Source organism: Streptomyces sp. NPDC040589 (assembly GCF_055594445.1).
The window spans coordinates 260432-278977 of sequence record NZ_JBVIWP010000008.1 but is presented as its reverse complement, the minus strand read 5'-3'; the positions used below and the strand labels follow the sequence as shown (position 1 = coordinate 278977).

Annotated in this window: 15 protein-coding genes and 1 pseudogene; 8 read left to right on the top strand and 8 right to left on the bottom strand. The window is 71.1% G+C overall.

Going from position 1 to position 18546, the window contains the following annotated elements; genetic code table 11:
- Window positions 1–18: 18 nt before the first annotated feature.
- The 5 genes from ACZ58V_RS31325 to ACZ58V_RS31305 all read right to left on the bottom strand — a co-directional run bounded on the left by ACZ58V_RS31325 (window position 19) and on the right by ACZ58V_RS31305 (window position 4364).
- Window positions 19–639 (bottom strand): hypothetical protein, encoded by a 621-nt coding sequence (locus ACZ58V_RS31325; RefSeq protein ID WP_468197691.1) that lies wholly within the window; start codon window positions 637–639, stop codon window positions 19–21.
- Between the two features lie 160 nt (window positions 640–799).
- Window positions 800–1543 (bottom strand): GNAT family N-acetyltransferase, encoded by a 744-nt coding sequence (locus tag ACZ58V_RS31320; RefSeq protein WP_471294186.1) that lies wholly within the window; start codon window positions 1541–1543, stop codon window positions 800–802.
- A 40-nt stretch (window positions 1544–1583) separates the two neighbouring features.
- On the bottom strand, window positions 1584–2765 hold the full coding sequence (locus ACZ58V_RS31315; RefSeq protein WP_471294183.1) for an MFS transporter: 1182 nt from the start codon (window positions 2763–2765) through the stop codon (window positions 1584–1586).
- Window positions 2766–2850: 85 nt separating this feature from the next.
- On the bottom strand, window positions 2851–3555 hold the full coding sequence (locus ACZ58V_RS31310; protein WP_471294181.1) for a DNA alkylation repair protein: 705 nt from the start codon (window positions 3553–3555) through the stop codon (window positions 2851–2853).
- A gap of 20 nt (window positions 3556–3575) precedes the next feature.
- Entirely contained in the window at window positions 3576–4364 is a 789-nt protein-coding gene (locus tag ACZ58V_RS31305) for an HNH endonuclease family protein (protein ID WP_468197700.1), read from the bottom strand.
- Between the two features lie 139 nt (window positions 4365–4503).
- Between ACZ58V_RS31305 and ACZ58V_RS31300 the strand changes: the two genes are divergently transcribed.
- The 3 genes and pseudogenes from ACZ58V_RS31300 to ACZ58V_RS31290 all read left to right on the top strand — a co-directional run.
- Window positions 4504–4689: an antitoxin gene (locus ACZ58V_RS31300; protein ID WP_189726778.1), complete on the top strand. Its 186-nt coding sequence runs from the start codon at window positions 4504–4506 to the stop codon at window positions 4687–4689.
- 168 nt (window positions 4690–4857) lie between these two features.
- On the top strand, window positions 4858–5619 hold the full coding sequence (locus ACZ58V_RS31295; protein WP_468197703.1) for an SDR family NAD(P)-dependent oxidoreductase: 762 nt from the start codon (window positions 4858–4860) through the stop codon (window positions 5617–5619).
- A 14-nt stretch (window positions 5620–5633) separates the two neighbouring features.
- Window positions 5634–6008, top strand: a pseudogene (locus tag ACZ58V_RS31290) (MerR family transcriptional regulator); the annotation flags it as partial.
- 4 nt (window positions 6009–6012) lie between these two features.
- On the opposite strand, the gene mfd reads toward ACZ58V_RS31290, so the two are convergent.
- From mfd to ACZ58V_RS31275, 3 genes are all read right to left on the bottom strand, one after another.
- Window positions 6013–9546: a transcription-repair coupling factor gene (mfd, locus tag ACZ58V_RS31285; RefSeq protein WP_468197705.1), complete on the bottom strand. Its 3534-nt coding sequence runs from the start codon at window positions 9544–9546 to the stop codon at window positions 6013–6015.
- Between the two features lie 365 nt (window positions 9547–9911).
- Window positions 9912–12491 carry an ABC transporter permease gene (locus ACZ58V_RS31280; protein ID WP_471294176.1) on the bottom strand — a complete coding sequence of 860 codons (2580 nt, stop codon included), beginning with the start codon at window positions 12489–12491 and terminating at the stop codon, window positions 9912–9914.
- The gene (locus tag ACZ58V_RS31275; RefSeq protein ID WP_468197710.1) at window positions 12488–13276 is read right to left on the bottom strand and encodes an ABC transporter ATP-binding protein; all 789 of its coding nucleotides are present in this window, start codon (window positions 13274–13276) and stop codon (window positions 12488–12490) included. The genes ACZ58V_RS31280 and ACZ58V_RS31275 overlap by 4 nt, the downstream gene beginning before the upstream one ends.
- A 455-nt stretch (window positions 13277–13731) precedes the next feature.
- Between ACZ58V_RS31275 and ACZ58V_RS31270 the strand changes: the two genes are divergently transcribed.
- From ACZ58V_RS31270 to ACZ58V_RS31250, 5 genes are all read left to right on the top strand, one after another.
- Window positions 13732–15225 (top strand): MFS transporter, encoded by a 1494-nt coding sequence (locus tag ACZ58V_RS31270; protein ID WP_471294174.1) that lies wholly within the window; start codon window positions 13732–13734, stop codon window positions 15223–15225.
- Window positions 15226–15245: 20 nt separating this feature from the next.
- Entirely contained in the window at window positions 15246–15752 is a 507-nt protein-coding gene (locus tag ACZ58V_RS31265) for a GNAT family N-acetyltransferase (protein WP_471294171.1), read from the top strand.
- A gap of 103 nt (window positions 15753–15855) precedes the next feature.
- Window positions 15856–16269 carry a hypothetical protein gene (locus tag ACZ58V_RS31260; RefSeq protein ID WP_471294169.1) on the top strand — a complete coding sequence of 138 codons (414 nt, stop codon included), beginning with the start codon at window positions 15856–15858 and terminating at the stop codon, window positions 16267–16269.
- A 193-nt stretch (window positions 16270–16462) separates the two neighbouring features.
- Window positions 16463–16897: a DUF485 domain-containing protein gene (locus ACZ58V_RS31255; protein WP_471294167.1), complete on the top strand. Its 435-nt coding sequence runs from the start codon at window positions 16463–16465 to the stop codon at window positions 16895–16897.
- Entirely contained in the window at window positions 16894–18507 is a 1614-nt protein-coding gene (locus ACZ58V_RS31250; protein ID WP_471294164.1) for a sodium/solute symporter, read from the top strand. Before ACZ58V_RS31255 ends, ACZ58V_RS31250 begins: the two co-directional genes overlap by 4 nt.
- The last annotated feature ends 39 nt before the right edge of the window (window positions 18508–18546 follow it).

The following is an 18546-nucleotide window of genomic DNA, read 5'->3' as shown; positions in this document are numbered from 1 at the left end:
CACGTCCTGCCGCCGCGCTCACCTGCCGCCCTCGGGGGTGCCGTCCCGGTGGCCTTCGCCCTCGTGCCGGCGCAGGTAGTCGCTGAGTTCGTCGAGTTCGGCGCGTACCTGGTCGATGCGGGCGGGGGCGGGGCGCTGCGGCGACGGCGGTACCGGCCCGGGATGCGGGGCGTCGCCGGCGACGGGTGTGTGCGGCGGCCGCTGCGGAATCGGAGTGGAGGTCGGGGCGTAGGGCGGCGCGGCGGGGTGCGGATAGCCGTACGGGGTGTGCGCCGCCGTCTGGGCGTGGGGCGACGGGTAGCCGGTGAACTGCCGCGGCTCGCTGTGGTGACCGATGTCCACGATCAGGAACCAGATGGAGGCGCCCAGGCCGAGCAGCAGCATCACGGCCAGCGCGATGTCGGTCCGGTAGTCGCCCTCCGGCAGTACGCCGATCACCGCGAAGCACGCGATGGACAGGGGCAGACTCACCCAGGCCAGCACCCAGTCGAGGCCCCGTCCGCGCAGGACGGCGACCCGGAACAGCGGTACGCAGGCCAGCACGCCGCACGTGAGGAATCCGGCCGCGGCGAACAGCACGCGCAGGGAGATGACCGTTGCCGCGCTGCGGGGAGGCGGCGCCGCGCCGTGGCCGTACATGACTGCTCCTGGACCGGTGTAGCCGACGGGGACGGATGTGCGAGTGACAGAGCCCGGATGGGAGTCCGAGCGTATAGCCCGACACGGACAACCCGTCACGGGTTGTACCGAACCGTTGTCGTGCTGATCACTTCGCGCCGTCACACCTCCTGGTCGGCGCTCACAAGGCGTGCCGCATCCACACGTTGGGCTCGACGTACACCGCGTAGCCGCGCGCGGGCTCGCAGCGCACCGGCACCAGGCCGCCGGGCAGTTCGATGTCGCCCTCCGTGTCGAAGGGCAGTCCCGTCCAGCGGCGCCAGTGCGCCAGTGAGGCGGCCACCGTCATGGAGGTGGGTGCCACGGAGTCGATGGTGGCGCCGGCCCGGGCGTGGACGCGCAGCCAGGGGTCCTGGGGCAGGCCGTCGGGGCGTACGCGGTGGGCGTACTCCTCGATCGGGGTGTGCGGTTCCAGGTGCTTGGCGTTGGGGCGGACCGGGGCGACGACCTCGCGGAAGCCGCGGGCCCGGGCGTTGTCGCGCAGGGCCGAGAGCATCACCGCGGACAGGCCTCGGCCCTGGGCGTGCGGGGCGACGGAGACCGAGATCGCGCTGACGGTGTCGGGGCGGACACCCCGGCGCAGGTCGGAGAAGGCCCATACGAGGACCGTGTCCCAGCCGCCCGCGGGCAGTTCGCCGCGGCCCTCGGCGCCGAGAGCGAAGGGCACGCTGTAGGCGCTCGCCACGACCTCGCCCTGCTCGTCCTCGGCGAACAGGACGTACTCGGGGAGTTCGGCGGCGATCCGGGGGAAGTGAGAGGCGCCCACGAGGTCCTGGATCACGAACTCCGGCCAGCTGTCCGCCATTCCGGCCACCCGCTCCAGCATGTCCGGGCGGTCGGCGAGGCTCGATATCTTCGGCTGCATGCGGTCACGCTAGGCGAGCGGGCACACACCCGGTATCGAATTACCAGGTGGGGACCCGGTCCGACGGCTGGGACGCCCTGGCCCGGCGGGCGGCGACCACCATGACGAGGACAGAGGTCAGGGCGATCCCGGCGCCGGCCCAGAGCGGTGCGGTGTAGCCGAGGCCCGCGGAGATGGCCAGGCCGCCGAGCCAGGCGCCGAAGGCGTTGCCGACGTTGGACGCGGACACGTTGGCACTGGCGGCCAGTGCCGCCCCGTGGGCGACGTCGGTGACGCGGGTGATCATGCCGGGCACACTGGCGAAGCCGGTCACCCCCATCAGGAACACCAGGACGACGGACGCGGCGGCGCTGTGGGCGAGCAGTCCGAACAGGGCCAGGGTGAGGGTGAGTCCGAGCAGGGCCAGGACCAGGGCGCGGTCCCGGTCGCGGTCGGCCGCGCGCCCGCCGACCAGGTTTCCGACGACCAGCCCGACGCCATACACCATCAGCAGCCAGGCGACATCCGCCGGGGCGAAGCCGCTGACCTCGGTGAACGTGTACGCGATGTAGCTGAACGCGCCGAACATGCCGCCGTAGCTCAGCGCGGTGGCCGCCAGGGTCAGCCAGACCTGCGAGGACCGGAAGGCCCTGAGCTGGTCCCGCAGGCCGCTGGGCGGTCTCGAGCGCTGCTCCCCCGCCCGGCCGGGGACGAGTGCGGCGATTCCCGCCAGCGCGAGCACGCCGATCGCGGTGACCGCCCAGAACGCCGCCCGCCATCCCCAGCGTTCACCGACGAGCGCGCCGAACGGCACGCCCAGCACGTTGGCGACCGTCAGCCCGGCGAACATGACCGCCACGGCCCGGGACTTCTTCTCCGGCGCGACCAGGCTCCGCGCGACCAGCGAGCCGATCCCGAAGAACGAGCCGTGGCACAGCGCCGCCACGATCCGTCCGAGCAGCATCACGGGATAGTTCGGCGCGATGGCGGAGAGCAGGTTGCCGATGACGAACAGCGCGACCAGGCCGACCAGGACGGGCTTTCGGGGCAGCCGTGCCGTCGCGGCGGTCAGCGCGATCGCTCCGACCGCGACACTCAAGGCGTACCCGGAGATCAGCCACCCGGCGGCCGCCTCGGACACCTCGAAACTCGATGCCACCTGCGGCAGCAGGCCGGCGATCAGGAACTCGGTGAGTCCGATGCCGAAGCCGCCGAGGGCCAGGGCTATGAGTCCGGTCGGCAATTCTTCGCTCCCCCCGTTTCGCGTGCGCACCGTCGCATGTGCGCTATCGCGTGCGCACCGTCGCGTGCGCACCGTCGCGTGCGCACTATCGCGTACGTACGAATCGCGCCCGCTCGTCCGCCGGGAGCAGCTCGGTCGCACAGCGCACGGTGATGCGCGGCAGTTCGGTCTGGTGGCGTTCGAGGAACGCCACCACCAGGGGCGCGTCCCGGCGGCCGATCTCGCGCAGCATCCAGCCGAGCGCCTTGTGGATCAGCGGTTCCGGATCCCGGCACAAGGCGCGCACCAGGCGGAGCGTCGGCTCGAAGCGCCCCTCGCGGATCAACGCCAGCGTCGCGACCACGGCGATCCTGCGGTCCCACAGCCACGCCGAGGCGGCCAGCCGGTCCAGGATCTCCGGGGCGTCCGCCGGTCCGTCCACCAGCCAGGGCCCGAGCACGACATGCGCGGAAGCGTCCACCAGGTCCCAGTTGTCCACGCCGCCGGTGTGCGCCAGATAGAAGTCGACCAGCTCCGCACGCTCGGCCCCGCGCGCCTTCCGCATCCGCTCGGCCAGGACGAGGAGTCCGGCGAGCCGCTCCTCGTGGACGCGGCTGTCCAGCAGCACGTCCACGTCGTCGAGCGCCAGGTCCCGGTACGCCCGGGCCAGCCGGCGCAGCACGGGCACGCGCACGCCGAGCAGTTCGTCGTCCTCCGGGGGACGGAGCACCCGCAGTTGCTGCACTCTGACCCCCGGCTCCGCCATGCCCCGGAGTTCGGCCCGCATGGCGTCGAGCGAATCGGCCGTCATGACGAAGGACGCTAACCCCTTCACCCCCCGCACTGCCGCAGCATCATCTCCTTGTCGGCGGCCGTCACGGGCAGGTCGTACTTCAGGGACACCTGGGCGAAGCGCACCGAGTAGGAACAGCGGATCCGCTTGTTCGGTGGCAGCCAGGACGCCGGGCCGGAGTCGCCCTTCGCGCTGTTGGCCGGGCCGTCCACCGGGACGAGATTGAGCGGGTCGTTGGCGATGGACTCCCGCTTGTCCTTCGTCCAGCGCGCGGCGCCCATCTGCCAGTCGTACGACAGCGGCATGACGTGGTCGATCTGGACCGCGATCGCGCGGGACTTGGTCCACTCGATGACCTTCCCGGTGTACGGGTCGTTCAGCGTCAGTGCCATGACGACGCAGTCCGAGCCCGAGCGGAAACGGAGATCCTCCCCGTCGCGCTTCAGGAGATCGTTCCGCGAGTCGCAGCCGTTGTGCGAGAAGGGAACGTCGCGCGGCGCCGAGTCCATCCAGGCGTAGCCGAACTTGTCCCGTTCGTATCCCGTCCTGGGGCCGCGCCCCTTCGTCCCCACCTTCTCGATCAAGGCGCGTGCCTTCGCCCGGTCCGTGGTGGAGGTGATCGCCGCGAGCCCCGGCTTCGTGCCGTCCGGGTTGTCCAGCGGGTTCACCGCCCGGCCGTCACCCCGGCCGTCACCGGCAGCCGGGGCTCCGGAACCGGAGGGTCCGCCGCCGTCCGCGGGCGGGGCCAGGCCCTCGCAGCCGACCAGCGCCGAACCGGCGAACACCATCGCGACAGCCAGTGCCGCCCCGCCCCTCAGACGCGTCACCGTGCACCCCTCCCCTGCTTGCCTGCACCTGGTCCCACGGTAGCGAGGGAGAGGTCCAGACCACATCGGGCCTAAAGGGGGCATTACTCACATGTCGCGCGTATCGTCGGTTCTGAGTCACCTCCTGAAGGAGTTCTGCATGGGCATCTTCGACAAGTTCAAGAGCCAGGCGCGGCACAAGGGCAAGCAAGGCTCGGACACCGCGGAACAGAAGGCCAACGAGAGGACCGGCGGCAAGTACGAGGACCAGGTCGACTCCGGGCAGCAGCGGGTGGAAGGCTCTCTCGGCATGGACCGGGACCGCGACCGGCCCGACCAGCAATAGAAGCCTTCTGCGTCAGAAATGCACTTCCTGCATCAGAGGCCGTCCGGGGCGAGGCGTACGCGCCTCCCGCGGGCGGCTTCCGACGTCCCGATCGACCCGATGCCCTGAGGGCGGTTCTCCACACGGCGCTTGACCTTGACACCGGCGTCAGGGTCGGACGATCCCCGCATGGCATCCCCCCATCCGAAGACCTCGCGAACCGTGCTCGTCACCGGCGCCGGCACCGGCATAGGCCGCGCCACCGCCCACGCGTTCGCCGACGAGGGCGCGCACGTCGTGGCGGTGGGCCGCCGCGAGGCGCCCCTGGCCGAGACCGCCGCCCACGACCCGTCCCGCATCAGCCCGCTCGCCGCCGACATCACGGCCGAGGACGGCCCGGAGACCATCGTCCGTGCGGCGCTCGACCGGCACGGCCGTCTCGATGTGCTGGTGAACAACGCGGGCATCGTCAACGCGCAGTCCCTGCGTACGTACACACGCGACGCCGTCGAGCCCCAGCTCGCGACGAACCTGCTCGCCCCCGTCCTGCTCACCCAGGCCGCGCTCCCGGCGCTGGAGGAGAGCAGGGGGGTGATCGTGAACGTGACGACGGCGGTGGGACAGCGCGGCTGGCCCGGCAACTCCCTGTACGCGGCCGGAAAGGCGGCCCTTGAGGTGCTCACGCGCAGCTGGGCGGTGGAGCTCGCCCCGCTGGGGATCCGGGTCGCCGCCGTGGCCCCGGGCGCTATCGACACACCGATCGGCGAGCACACCGGCCACACCCCCGAGCAGCGCGCCGCGATCCGCGCGTGGCAGCTCGCCCACACACCGCTCGGCCGGGTCGGCCGCCCCGCGGAGGTGGCGTGGGCGATCGCCCGACTGGCCTCGCCGCAGGCCTCGTTCATCACCGGCGTGGTGCTTCCGGTGGACGGCGGCGCGCTCGTCACATGAGACTGACACGCACCATGAGACCGACGCGCGGGGCGGAACCCCGTACCCGGATCGGCGAACTCGCCGAGGCGACCGGCACGAGCCCGCGCGCCCTGCGCCACTACGAGCAGGCGGGCCTCATCACCTCCGAACGGGCCGCGAACGGCTACCGCCTGTACGACGCCGCCGCGGTGGTGGTCCGCGTCCGCAACATCCGGCAGCTGCTCGACGTGGGGCTGACGCTCGACGACATACGGGTGTTCCTGCCGTGCCTGGACGGTGATGTCATGGCCGGACCCGCCTCCGACCGGGCCGTGCGGACCGCCGCCGAGCGCCTCGCCGTACTGGACGCGCGGATCGCCGCGCAGGCCGCGGTGCGCGACCGGCTGGCGGCGGTCCTTCACACGCGGGGCGTCAGGACCCCAGCACCGACGTCAGGAACTCCCCGACCCACGCCAGCAACTCCCGCCCGACCAGCGGCTTCCCGCCGACCTTCGCGGTCTTCGGGCGCGGCACCAGCACCTGGTGCACCGCCGGCTTGATGACCGTCCCGGGATACAGCCGCTTGAGCCGCAGTTCCTGCGATTCGCGCAACTCCACGGGGGCGAAGCGGATGTTGGTGCCCTGGAGCACGATCTCGCCGACCCCGCACGCGCGCGCGAGCATCCGCAGACCGGAGACGAGCAGCAGGTTCTCCACCGGTTCGGGCAGCTTGCCGTAGCGGTCGACGAGTTCCTCGCGGACGGCCTTGACGTCCTCCTCCGTGTTGGCGGAGGCGATGGCGCGGTATGCCTGGAGACGGAGCCGCTCGCCCGGCGCGTAGTCGTGCGGGACGTGCGCGTCGACGGGCAGCTCGATCTTGACCTCGAGCGGCGGCTCCTCCTCGATCTCACCGGTCTCCAGCTGGCGCCGGTAGTCCGCGACGGCCTCGCCCACCATCCGTACGTAGAGGTCGAATCCGACGCCCGCGATGTGTCCGGACTGCTCGCCGCCGAGGAGGTTGCCCGCGCCGCGGATCTCCAGGTCCTTCATCGCCACGTACATGCCGGCGCCCATCTCCGTGTGCTGCGCGATGGTCGCGAGCCGCTCGTGCGCGGTCTCGGTCAGCGGCTTCTCCGGCGGGTAGAGGAAGTAGGCGTATCCGCGCTCGCGGCCTCGGCCCACCCGGCCGCGCAGCTGGTGCAGCTGCGAGAGCCCGAAGTTGTCGCCGCGCTCCACGATGAGCGTGTTCGCGTTGGAGATGTCGATGCCGGATTCGACGATGGTCGTGGAGACGAGCACGTCGAACTTCTTCTCCCAGAAGTCGACGACGACCTGCTCCAGTGCCCCCTCCGACATCTGGCCGTGGGCGGTGGCGATGCGCGCCTCGGGGACGATCTCGCGCAGCCGGGCCGCGGCGCGGTCGATCGACTCGACCCGGTTGTGGATGTAGAAGACCTGGCCCTCGCGCAGCAGTTCACGGCGGATGGCGGCGCCGATCTGCCGCTCCTCGTAGGGGCCCACGAAGGTCAGCACCGGGTGCCGCTCCTCCGGCGGGGTGGTGATCGTCGACATCTCCCGGATGCCCGTGACCGCCATCTCCAGGGTCCTGGGGATCGGGGTCGCGGACATCGTCAGGACGTCGACGTTCGCCCGGAGCTTCTTCAGCTGCTCCTTGTGCTCCACGCCGAAGCGCTGCTCCTCGTCGACGATGACCAGGCCCAGGTCCTTGAACTTCGTCTCCGACGAGAACAGCCGGTGCGTGCCGATGACGATGTCCACCGAGCCCTCGCGCAGGCCCTCCAGGACCGCCTTGGCCTCGGTGTCGGTCTGGAAGCGGGAGAGCGCCTTCACGCTGACCGGGAACTGCGCGTACCGCTCGCTGAACGTCCCGAAGTGCTGCTGCACCAGCAGGGTCGTGGGCACCAGGACGGCCACCTGCTTGCCGTCCTGGACGGCCTTGAAGGCGGCCCGGACCGCGATCTCGGTCTTGCCGTAGCCCACGTCGCCGCAGATCAGCCGGTCCATCGGGACCGTCTTCTCCATGTCGTCCTTGACCTCGGCGATGGTGGTGAGCTGGTCGGGCGTCTCCGCGTAGGGGAAGGCGTCCTCCAGCTCGCGCTGCCAGGGGGTGTCCGTCCCGAAGGCGTGCCCGGGGGCCGCCATGCGCGCGCTGTAGAGCTTGATGAGGTCGGCGGCGATCTCCTTGACGGCCTTCTTCGCGCGGGCCTTCGTCTTCGTCCAGTCGGCGCCGCCCAGGCGGTGCAGGGTGGGCGCCTCGCCGCCGACGTACTTGGTGATCTGCTCCAGCTGGTCGGTGGGGATGTAGAGGCGGTCGCCGGGCTGGCCGCGCTTGGCGGGCGCGTACTCGACGACCAGGTACTCGCGGGTCGCGCCCTGCACGGTGCGCTGCACCATCTCGATGTAACGGCCCACGCCGTGCTGCTCGTGGACGATGTAGTCGCCCGGCTCCAGGGTGAGCGGGTCGATGGTCTTGCGGCGGCGGGCCGGCATCCGGGCGCCGTCGCGGCCCGCGGCCCGCTGGCCGGTCAGGTCGGTCTCGGTGAGCACCGCGAGGCCGAGGGCCGGGTCGACGAAGCCGTGCTCGATCGAGCCGCACGCCACATGCACCAGGGACGGGGAGATCTCGGCGAGGTCGGCGTCGAGGCGGGCCGCGATGCCCTCGCCGCCCAGCACCTCGACCGTACGGGCCGCCGGTCCGTGCCCCTCGGTGACGAACACCGTGCGCCAGCCGTCGGCGAGCCAGCCCTTGGTGTCGGCGAGGGCCTTGGCAGTGTCGCCCCGGTAGGTCTCCGGGGCGTGCATGCCGAGCTTGAGGGTGTCTTTGTCGAGCTCCTCGTCCGCGGCGAACGGCGACACCGACCACCACATCATGTCCAGCTCGCGGGCCCGGTCCCGGACGTCGGCGATGGACCACAGGGAGGCCGCGCCGACGTCGATGGGCGCCTCGCCGCCACCGGCGGTGGCCGCCCAGGAGGCCTGCAGGAACTCCTGCGAGGTGGCCACCAGGTCCGACGCGCGCGTGCGGACCCGCTCCGGGTCACAGACGACGGCCATGGCGCCCTTGGGCAGCACGTCGAGCAGCAGCTCCATGTCGTCGACCAGGACCGGAGCGAGGGACTCCATGCCCTCGACCGCGATCCCCTCGGCGATCTTGCCGAGCAGTTCACCGAGCTCGGGGTGCCGTTCGGCCAGGGCACGCGCCCGCGCGCGGACGTCCTCGGTGAGCAGCAGTTCGCGGCACGGCGGCGCCCACAGGCCGTGCTCGGCGACTTCGAGGGAGCGCTGGTCGGCGACCTTGAAGTAGCGGATCTCCTCTACGTCGTCGCCCCAGAACTCGATGCGCAGGGGGTGTTCCTCGGTGGGCGGGAACACATCGAGGATGCCGCCGCGCACGGCGAACTCGCCGCGCTTCTCGACCAGCTCCACGCGCGCGTACGCGGCGGCCGCGAGGGCCTCGACGATCTCCTCGAGGTCGACGCTCTGCCCCGGGCTCAGGGAGACCGGCTCCAGGTCGCCGAGGCCCTTGACCTGCGGCTGGAGCACGGAGCGGACGGGCGCCACGACGACGGAGACCGGGCCGGTCTCGGGGTCGTCGGGGCGGGGGTGGGCCAGACGGCGCAGCACGGCCAGGCGGCGGCCGACGGTGTCACTGCGGGGGCTGAGCCGCTCGTGCGGGAGGGTCTCCCAGGAGGGGTACTCCACCACTCCCGCCGGCGGGAGGAGGGAGCGCAGGGCCGCGGCCAGGTCCTCCGCCTCGCGGCCCGTCGCCGTCACCGCCAGCACCGGGCGGCCCGTGTCCCGGGCCAGGGCGGCGACCGCGAAGGGGCGGGCCGCAGGGGGGCCGACCAGGTCGACGTGCATGCGGTTGCCGTCTGCGGCGGCGCTGACCGCTTCCGCGAGGGCGGCGTCTGTGACTACGGCGTCGAGCAGACCGTGCAGGCTCATTCGGGCTTTTCCGTCCGGCTCATTCGGGCTTTTTCCGTCCAGGGTGGACAACACGACGGGCCCGACGCGCGCAGCGGGCCGGGGGTCTCCAGCCTACGACGCTGCGCGGCCGGGCGCCGGGGGCTGTGGATAACGCCTCGGGTGTGAGGTGCTCGGCGTCCTGTCCTGGCCCGCCAGGGGGCTTCGCCCTCTGGACCCCCGTCCCTGTGCCCACCCGCCGCCCGAAGCGGTCGGCCAGGAAGCCGGGCTCGCAGGAGCCGGCCTCGCGGGTCCGCACAGCACCCGGCGCCGGGGAGTCCTGGACTCCCCGGCGCCGGTCCCCCGCAACCCCCGTATGCGGTGGTTCTCGGTGATGACTGCTTCCGCTACTCCGTCGCGATCGCGTTCAGGACGTTCATCCGGCCCGCCCGGAACGCCGGGATCAGTGCCGCGAACAGGCCCACGAACGCCGAGCTGACGAAGACGCCGATGATCGTCGGCCAGGGGATCTCCAGGACCATCAGGCCCTCCAGCGCGAGCAGCTGCTGCGCGGTGGCGCCCCAGCCCATGCCAAGGCCGAGGCCCAGGAGGGCGCCGAAGAGGGCGATGACGACGGACTCCATGCGGATCATGCGGCGCAGCTGGCGGCGGGACAGGCCGATCGCCCGCATCAGGCCGATCTCCCTGGTGCGCTCCACCACCGACAGGGCCAGGGTGTTCACGACACCCAGGATGGCGACGATGATCGCCAGGGCCAGCAGGCCGTAGATCATGTTGAGCAGCTGGCCGATCTGGTCCTTCAGGGCTTCCTTGTAGTCGGTCTGGTCGCGCACGGTGTACTGCGGGTAGTCGTGCATGGCCGACTTCAGGGAGGTGTAGGCGGCGTCCTGCTGCCCGTCCTTGGCGCTGACGAAGAGCAGCGAGTCCAGCGGCATCTTGTCGGCCGGGACGTACTTGGCCATCGTCGAGATGGACGTGTACATCGCGCCCGCGTCGATCACGACGTCACTGCTGGTGATCGCCCGGACCGTCAGGTCGGCCGTACGGCCGTCCTTGAAGGCCACGGAGACCTTGGAGCCGAGGCTGATGCCGTGGTCCTTGGCGAACTTCTCGTGGACGGACATCGAGTCGGGCTTGTAGGCGTCGGGGAGCTTGCCGGCGACCGTCTCGGTGCGCAGGTCGGTCGCGTACGAGGGGTCGGCGGCCGTGATCGCCGTGTCCTTGAGCGTCTTGCCGTCGGGGGTGGTGAAGTCGGCCTGGGTCCACTTGTACTCGGTGACCCGCTCCACGTCCGACGCGGACTTCGCGGCCTTGACCGCCTGCGAGGTGATCAGCTGGCCGCTGTCGGACTGGATGATGAAGTCCGTGCCGACGGTCTTGTCGAGCTGGTCGGTGGCGGACGCCACCATGGAGGATCCGACCACGGACAGGCACGCCACCAGGGCGAGGCCGATCATCAGCGCGGCGCCCGTCGCGCCGGTGCGGCGCGGGTTGCGCAGGGCGTTGCGCTCGGCCATGCGGCCCACGGGGCCGAACATGCGCAGCAGGACGGCGCCGAGGACACGGACCACACCGCCGGCGAGCAGCGGGCCGATGACGACGAAGCCGATCAGCGACAGCACCACGCCGAGGCCGAGCCACAGCGAGCCCTCCTTGGCCTGGTCGGCCGCCGTCGCCAGATACAGGCCGACGGCGCCGCCGCCGGTGAGGACGGTGCCGATCGCGGCGCGGATCCAGCCGGCCTTGGCGTCCGCGGGGGCGCCCGCGTCGCGCAGCGCGGCCATCGGGGAGATCTTGCCGGCGCGCCGGGCCGGCAGGTAGGCGGCCAGGACGGTGACGATCACGCCGAGGACCAGGCCGACCACCGGGGTCGTCCAGGCCACCGTCAGGTCGTCGGTGGACAGCTCCATGCCCATCTGGCCCATGAGCTTCATCAGGCCGATCGCGAGGCCGACGCCCGCTGCCACGCCGAGCACCGAGCCGACGAGACCGAGCAGCAGCGCCTCGGCCAGCACGGAGCGGTTGACCTGCTTGCGGGAGGAGCCGATCGCCCGCATCAGGCCGATCTCCCTGGTGCGCTGGGCCACCAGCATGGAGAAGGTGTTGATGATCAGGAAGATGCCCACGAGGAAGGCGATCCCGGCGAAGCCGAGCATCGCGTACTTCATGACGTTCATGAAGCCCGCGACGTCCTTCTGGTTGGCGTCGGCGGTCTCCTTGGCGGTCTTCACCTGGAAGTCGCCGCCGAGCGCGGCCGCGACGTTCTTCTTCAGCTGCGCGTCGCTGACGCCGGCGGCCGCGGTGACGTTGACGTTGGTGTAGACGCCGCTCTCGCCGATCAGGGTCTGCTGGGCGGTCTTGGTGTCGAGGTAGAAGATCGCGGCACCGGGATTGGTGACGGTGAAGTCGGCGATGCCGGAGATCTTCGCGGTGTGGGTGCCCGTCGCGCTGATCACGCCGATCGGGTCACCGAGCTTCAGGCCGTGCTTGTCGGCGGTGTCGGCGTCGACCATGATCTGGTCGGAGCTCTCGGGTGCCGCACCGGAGGTGATCTTCATGGTGCGGGCTTCGTTGCTGTTCCAGCCGCCGACGATGGTCGGGGCGCCGCTGGAGGGCGACAGGTTGTCCTTGTCGGCGTCGACGACGGTCACCGAGGTGGAGAACACCGTGCCCTCGGCGGACTTCACGCCGTCGGCCTTGCGGACCTCGGCGAGCACGGAGGCGGGCATGACCGGCGGCTTGCCGTTGTCGGCGGTCGTCTCACCGCTGCCGGAGGCGCCCTTGGGGCTCACCGTCACGTCCGAGGAGGTGGCCGCGAAGAGCTTGTCGAACGTGGTGGACATGGTGTCCGTGAAGACGAGCGTCCCGCAGACGAAGGCCACCGACAGCAGGACGGCGATCGCCGACAGCGCCATGCGGCCCTTGTGCGCGAGGAAGTTGCGCATCGAGGTCTTCATGACGGTCATGACGTGCGCCCCCGGGCGTCGAAGTCCTTCATGCGGTCGAGGACGGCGTCCGCGGTCGGCTTGTACATCTCGTCGACGATCCGGCCGTCGGCGAGGTACAGCACGCGGTCCGCGTAACTGGCGGCGACGGGGTCGTGGGTGACCATCACGATGGTCTGGCCCAGTTCGTCGACGGAGCGGCGCAGGAAGCCGAGCACCTCGGCGCCGGCGCGCGAGTCGAGGTTTCCGGTCGGCTCGTCCCCGAAGATGATCTCTGGCCGGGCCGCCAGCGCCCGCGCCACGGCGACGCGCTGCTGCTGGCCGCCGGAGAGCTGGGTGGGCCGGTGCTTGAGACGATCCGAGAGCCCGACGGTCTCCACGACCCGCCCGAGCCACTCCTTGTCCGGCTTGCGGCCGGCGATGTCCATGGGCAGCGTGATGTTCTCTATCGCGTTGAGCGTCGGCAGCAGGTTGAACGCCTGGAAGATGAACCCGATCCGGTCCCGGCGCAGTTGCGTGAGCTTCTTGTCCTTCAGACCGGTGATCTCGGTCTCGTCGAGGTAGATCTGCCCGTCGGAGACGGTGTCGAGCCCGGCGAGGCAGTGCATGAGCGTGGACTTGCCGGACCCCGAGGGGCCCATGATCGCGGTGAACTGGCCGCGTGCGATGTCCACGTCGACGTGGTCGAGGGCGACGACTCGGGTCTCACCGGATCCGTACGCCTTCACGACCTGCCGCGCCCTCGCGGCAACGGCCGTACGCCCGCCAGTACCCCCGTGCCTGGGAATGGTTACAGCCGATGTCACGGTATGTCTCCTATGTCGGTCAGCAATGTCGATCAGCAGAAGGTGATGTGTCTCAAGTCTTTCGGTGGGAAGGGGTCCCGCGCCCTGGTGTTGAGCGCCGTCTTCCTCCTGTGGAAAACCCCACCCCGCCGGTGTGGAACACCGCCCCCCGACGGCGTAAAGCCAGGTTAAGGACGGACCCCCGCGCGTCTCGTCCTCCGCCGGTACGAACCCTCCCCAGGTCGTAGTACGGAGGTACCCCTAGGGGCAGTCCACCGAAGGGTGGAGTCCGTCTCAGGGTCGACTCCACCCCACGGCCCATTCAGGCTCCACCCTCCCGCGACTTGAATCAGACTGGGGTCGCGCGAAGCGCGTCGTTGAGGGGTGGCGGTCGGGCGACGGGCGGGCCAAGTGGGAAGCTGTCGGACGGCAGGTAGGTGCAAGGGGCAGGCAGACTTGAGGAAGAGGCACCCGGGGTGGGCAGCACCAGTTCCGCGGCACGTGAGGCAGCGCCTCCCGCGACGACCGGCCGGCGCGGAGCCGTCGTCGCCGCGCTGATGCTCTCGATGGCGCTGGCGGCGCTCGACTCCACCATCGTCTCGACCGCCGTGCCGCAGATCGTCGGGGACCTCGGCGGATTCTCCGTCTTCTCCTGGCTGTTCTCCGGCTACCTGCTGGCCGTGACCGTCACCCTGCCCGTCTACGGCAAGCTCTCCGACACCTTCGGCCGCAAACCGGTCCTCGTCGTGGGCTCGGTGGTCTTCCTCCTCGGCTCCCTGCTGTGCGCGCTGGCCTGGAACATGGAGGCACTCATCGCCTTCCGCGTCGTGCAGGGCCTGGGCGGCGGCGCGCTGCAGGGCACGGTGCAGACGCTCGCCGCCGACCTGTACCCGCTGAAGGACCGCCCCAAGATCCAGTCCAAGTTCTCCACGGTGTGGGCGGTGTCCGCGGTCGCCGGGCCGGGGCTCGGCGGAGTGCTCGCCGCGTACGCGGACTGGCGGTGGATCTTCCTCGTCAACCTGCCGATCGGCGCGGTCGCGTTGTGGCTGATCGTGCGTCATCTGCACGAGCCCGAGCGGGAAACCCGTGCGCAAGCGCGCGTGGACTGGGCGGGCGCGCTCGCGGTGTTCGCCTGCGGCGGTGTCCTGCTCGCGGCCCTGGTGCAGGGCGGAGTGGCCTGGCCTTGGCTGTCGGCGCCCTCGCTCGCCCTGTTCGGTACGGGACTCGCCCTGGTCGCGGTGGTGGTGCTGGTGGAGCGGCGGGCGGCGGAGCCGATCATCCCGGGCTGGGTGTGGCGGCGCCGCACGATCGCCGCGGTCAATCTGGCCCTGGGCGCGCTGGGCCTGCTGATGGTGGCGCCGACGGTGTTCCTGCCCACCTACGCCCAGGGCGTGCTGGGTCTGGCGCCCGTGGCCGCCGGATTCGTGCTCTCCGTATGGACGTTGAGCTGGCCCATATCGGCGGCGCTGAGCCAGCACGTGTACCGCAGGATCGGCTTCCGCAACACCGCGATGCTGGGCATCGGCGCCGCCGCGCTGATCCTGTTCGCGTTCCCCTTCCTGCCCTACCCGGGGCAGGCTTGGCAGCCGACGCTGCTGATGCTGCTGCTCGGCGCCGCGCTGGGCCTGTTCCAGTTGCCACTCATCGTCGGGGTGCAGTCGACGGTGGGCTGGGCGGAGCGCGGTACGACGACCGCGTCCGTGCTCTTCTGCCGCCAGACCGGCCAGACGATCGGCGCGGCTCTCTTCGGCGCGGTCGCCAACGGGGTGCTGGCCGCCAGGCTCGGCGGGGCGAGCGACCTCGACTCGGTGACCCGGGCACTGGACTCGGGCAGCGCGCCCGAGGCGACCCGGCGGGCGATCGCGGACGCGGTGCACGCGGTCTACCTGGGCGCCTCGTGCGCGGCGGCACTGGCGTTCCTGGTGCTGCTGTTCCTCGCGCCCCGGAAATTCCCGGTGCTCAAGGACTGAGCGTCCGTATCCTCCCGCCCATGCTGACCTTGGAACCACTACGCGCCGATCACGCGGACGCGCTGCTGGCCTTCGAGCGGGAGAACCGCGCGTACTTCGCCCGCACGGTGCCGGACCGCGGGGACGCCTACTTCACGGCGGCGGGGTTCGCCGAACGCCACCGAGCGCTCCTGGCGGAGCAGCACGCGCGCGTGTGCCGCTTCCATGTCGTCCTGGAGGAGGGGAACCTGATAGGCCGGGTGAACCTCATGGATCTGGCGGACGGCAGTGCCGAACTCGGCTACCGCATCGGCGAACAGGCGACGGGCCGGGGCGTGGCGACGGCGGCCGTCGCGCAGGTCTGCCGCCTGGCCGCCACCGACTACGGACTGACGTCCCTCACCGCGGTCACGACGCTGGACAACCCGGCCTCCATGACCGTCCTGGCCCGTAGCGGCTTCACGCGGGTGGAGGAGACGACCGTGGGCGGCCGCCCGGGAGTCCGCTACGTACTCCGGCACCTCGGCGCCACCCCCGACCGCCCCTAGGGCGCGACCCCGACCCGTTTCCGGGGCCGGGCACTCTTGCGGGTGACGCGCGGCGGTGGGCGGTGCGTGTCTGCTGGTGGCATGGACTTCAAGGGCGGACGGCGTGACAGGCCGGTTCGCGCGTCTGCCGGCCCGGCCCGCCGTCACCGGCCCCACCAGCCGCTTCGGCGCCCGCGACGCCGCCCCCGGCAAGGACGACGGGGACGCGCCGCCGCCGCACGGCTATCGCCTCGGCCGCCGTACGCGGATGACCGTCGACGTCTACAACTTCGGCGACACCGCACGCCAGGTGACGGTCACGGCACGGCCGGTGGGCGGCGGGTGGATCGTGCGGGCGGAACAGGGCCGGGAGGCGACCCGCATACGTGTCCCGGCCGGAGGCCGGATCGGGGTCAACTTCACGGTCCGCGCGGAGAGTTCGGTTCCGCGCCGGATCGACCGGCGGCTGGCGTTCGGCGCGACGCTCGACGATCACTCCGAGGTGCCGGCGTCCGTGGCGCTGATCCATCTCAAGTAGCCCGCCGAGGGCACCCGAGAACCTGAGTTAACGGAGGTAACACCCAAGGTCAAAAAGGTAAGCGCATACCGACCAATCAGTTTGGCCAAACCCTCGCGCAGCCCCGGTACTCCGAAGTAACGTGCGTGGCCGCCCGCCCCCCACCTCCCTGCGGCCCGCCGCACCGGATCCAACCCTCGCAAGGAGCACCGGGATGTCTTTCGACCCGCCGCCGTCCCACCCCTATCCCCCACCCGATTCCTCGCCCTCCTACGACACCTACCCCTGGCAGCCGCAGCAGCAGCCCGAACCGCCGGAGCGGCGCCCCCAACGCCACACCGCGCTCGGGCACCACAGCGACCTGCGGGTCCTGCGCAGCGCCTACCGCTGGCAGCGGCGCGTGGCCACGCTCACGGCGCTCGGCTACTTCACCCTGTTCCTGATCCTGTCGGCGTTCGCACCGTCGTTCATGACGAGCACCGTCACCGACGGCCTGCCCACCGGCCTGCTGCTCGCGCTCATCCAGGTCCCCGTGACATGGCTGGCCATCGCCCTGTACGAGCAGACGGCCCGGCGTCGCGTCGACCCGATCGCGGACCGGATACGCAAGCAGGCCGAGCTGGACGCCAAGCGGGAGAGTGCACGGTGATCAGCGAGTTCAGCGGCAACGCCCAGGCGATGTCCCTGGTGGGCTTCACCTCGGTGGCCACGATCACCCTGCTTCTGTGCGTGATGACGGGCCCGGACCGGGACGACCTGGACGAGTTCTACACCGGCTACAGCTCCCTGTCCCCCATGCGCAACGGCCTGGCGATCGCCGGCGACTACATCTCCGCCGCGACCGTCCTCGGCACCGGCGGCGTGATCGCCCTCTTCGGCTACGACGGCACCGTACTGGCCCTGAGCACGGCCCTGTCGCTGATGCTGCTGATGTTCCTGCTGGCGGAACCGCTGCGCAACGCGGGCCGGTTCACCATGGGCGACGCGCTGACCCGCCGTATGCCGGGACGCGGTGTGCGGATCGCGGCCTGCGCGGTGACGCTGGCGGCGCTGCTGCCGCTGATGCTGGTGCAGCTGGCCGGGACCGGGCAGCTGATGGCGTTCATCCTCGGCTTCTCCGGCGAGTCGATGCAGACGGGCTGCATCATCGGCGTGGGCGCGCTGATGATCAGTTACGCGGCGATCGGCGGAATGAAGGGCACCGCCCTCATCCAGATCCTGAAGATCGTGATGCTGCTCGGTTCGGGCATGGTGGTCGCGCTGCTGATCCTGAACCGGTTCGACTGGGACCCGGGGGCCCTGTTCGGCGCGGCCGCCGACAACAGCGGCGTGGGCTCGGCGTTCCTCTCGTCCGGCCTGCAGTTCGCGGGCGGCACCAGCCCCGGCCTGGACATGATCACCTCGCAACTGACGGTGGTCCTCGGCGGTGGCGTCCTGCCGCACGTCACCATGCGCATGTACACCGCCTCCAGTGCCCGGCAGGTGCGGCGTTCGATGTCCTGGGCGGTGTCGGGCGTGGCCCTGTTCGTGCTCGTCATCACGGTCATCGGCTTCGGCGCGACCGCGCTGGTCGGGCGTGCGGCGATCGCGCAGGTCGACCCGCAGGGCAACACGGCCTATCTGCTGGGTTCGCAGGCGGCGTTCGGCGCGGAGGTGTCGACGGCGGAGACGTTCCTGTTCACGACCGTCACCACGGCCGTCTTCCTCACGCTGCTCGCCTCCGTCGCCGGCATGATCCTCGCCTGCGCCAACTCCCTCGCACACGACGTGTTCGCGGCCCGGGTGTCGGAGATGTCACCGCGCCGCGAGATGACACTGGCCCGGCTCTCGGCGCTGGCGGTGGGCATCCCGGCGATCCTGCTGGCCACGCTCGTCCAGCACCGCAGCCTGCAGCCCCTGGTGACGCTCTCCTTCTGCCTGGGCGCCTCGGCCATCGCGCCCGCGCTGGTCTACAGCCTCTTCTGGCGCCGCTACACCCGGACGGGCCTGCTCAGCACCCTCATCGGCGGCTCACTGGCCGTCCTGCTGCTGATGCCGGGCACCAACCTGGTCTCCGGCTCACCCGTCTCGGCCTTCCCCGACGCCGACTTCAACTGGTTCCCGTTCACCACCACGGGCCTGCTCTCCATACCCCTGGGCTTCGCCTGCGGCTGGCTGGGCACGATGGCCTCCGGCCGCCGCAAGTCGGAGGAACAACGCCGCCAGTACGAGGCGGTGGAGGGCTGGATCCTCGCCGGCGCGGTACGAAGGAACCGCTGACCGGGAACGGCACGGGTACGACGCCCCGGTGGCCTCGCG

Excerpts from the sequence above, each read along its gene's own strand:
- ACZ58V_RS31320 (WP_471294186.1), bottom strand. The coding sequence starts at position 1,543 with ATGCAGCCGAAGATATCGAGCCTCGCCGACCGCCCGGACATGCTGGAG.
- ACZ58V_RS31310 (WP_471294181.1), bottom strand. The coding sequence starts at position 3,555 with ATGACGGCCGATTCGCTCGACGCCATGCGGGCCGAACTCCGGGGCATG.
- ACZ58V_RS31300 (WP_189726778.1), top strand. The coding sequence starts at position 4,504 with ATGGGCATCTTCGACAAGTTCAAGAGCCAGGCGCGGCACAAGGGCAAG.
- ACZ58V_RS31255 (WP_471294167.1), top strand. The coding sequence starts at position 16,463 with ATGTCTTTCGACCCGCCGCCGTCCCACCCCTATCCCCCACCCGATTCC.
- ACZ58V_RS31295 (WP_468197703.1), top strand. The coding sequence starts at position 4,858 with ATGGCATCCCCCCATCCGAAGACCTCGCGAACCGTGCTCGTCACCGGC.
- ACZ58V_RS31325 (WP_468197691.1), bottom strand. The coding sequence starts at position 639 with ATGTACGGCCACGGCGCGGCGCCGCCTCCCCGCAGCGCGGCAACGGTC.
- ACZ58V_RS31265 (WP_471294171.1), top strand. The coding sequence starts at position 15,246 with ATGCTGACCTTGGAACCACTACGCGCCGATCACGCGGACGCGCTGCTG.
- ACZ58V_RS31280 (WP_471294176.1), bottom strand. The coding sequence starts at position 12,491 with ATGACCGTCATGAAGACCTCGATGCGCAACTTCCTCGCGCACAAGGGC.
- mfd (WP_468197705.1), bottom strand. The coding sequence starts at position 9,546 with ATGAGCCTGCACGGTCTGCTCGACGCCGTAGTCACAGACGCCGCCCTC.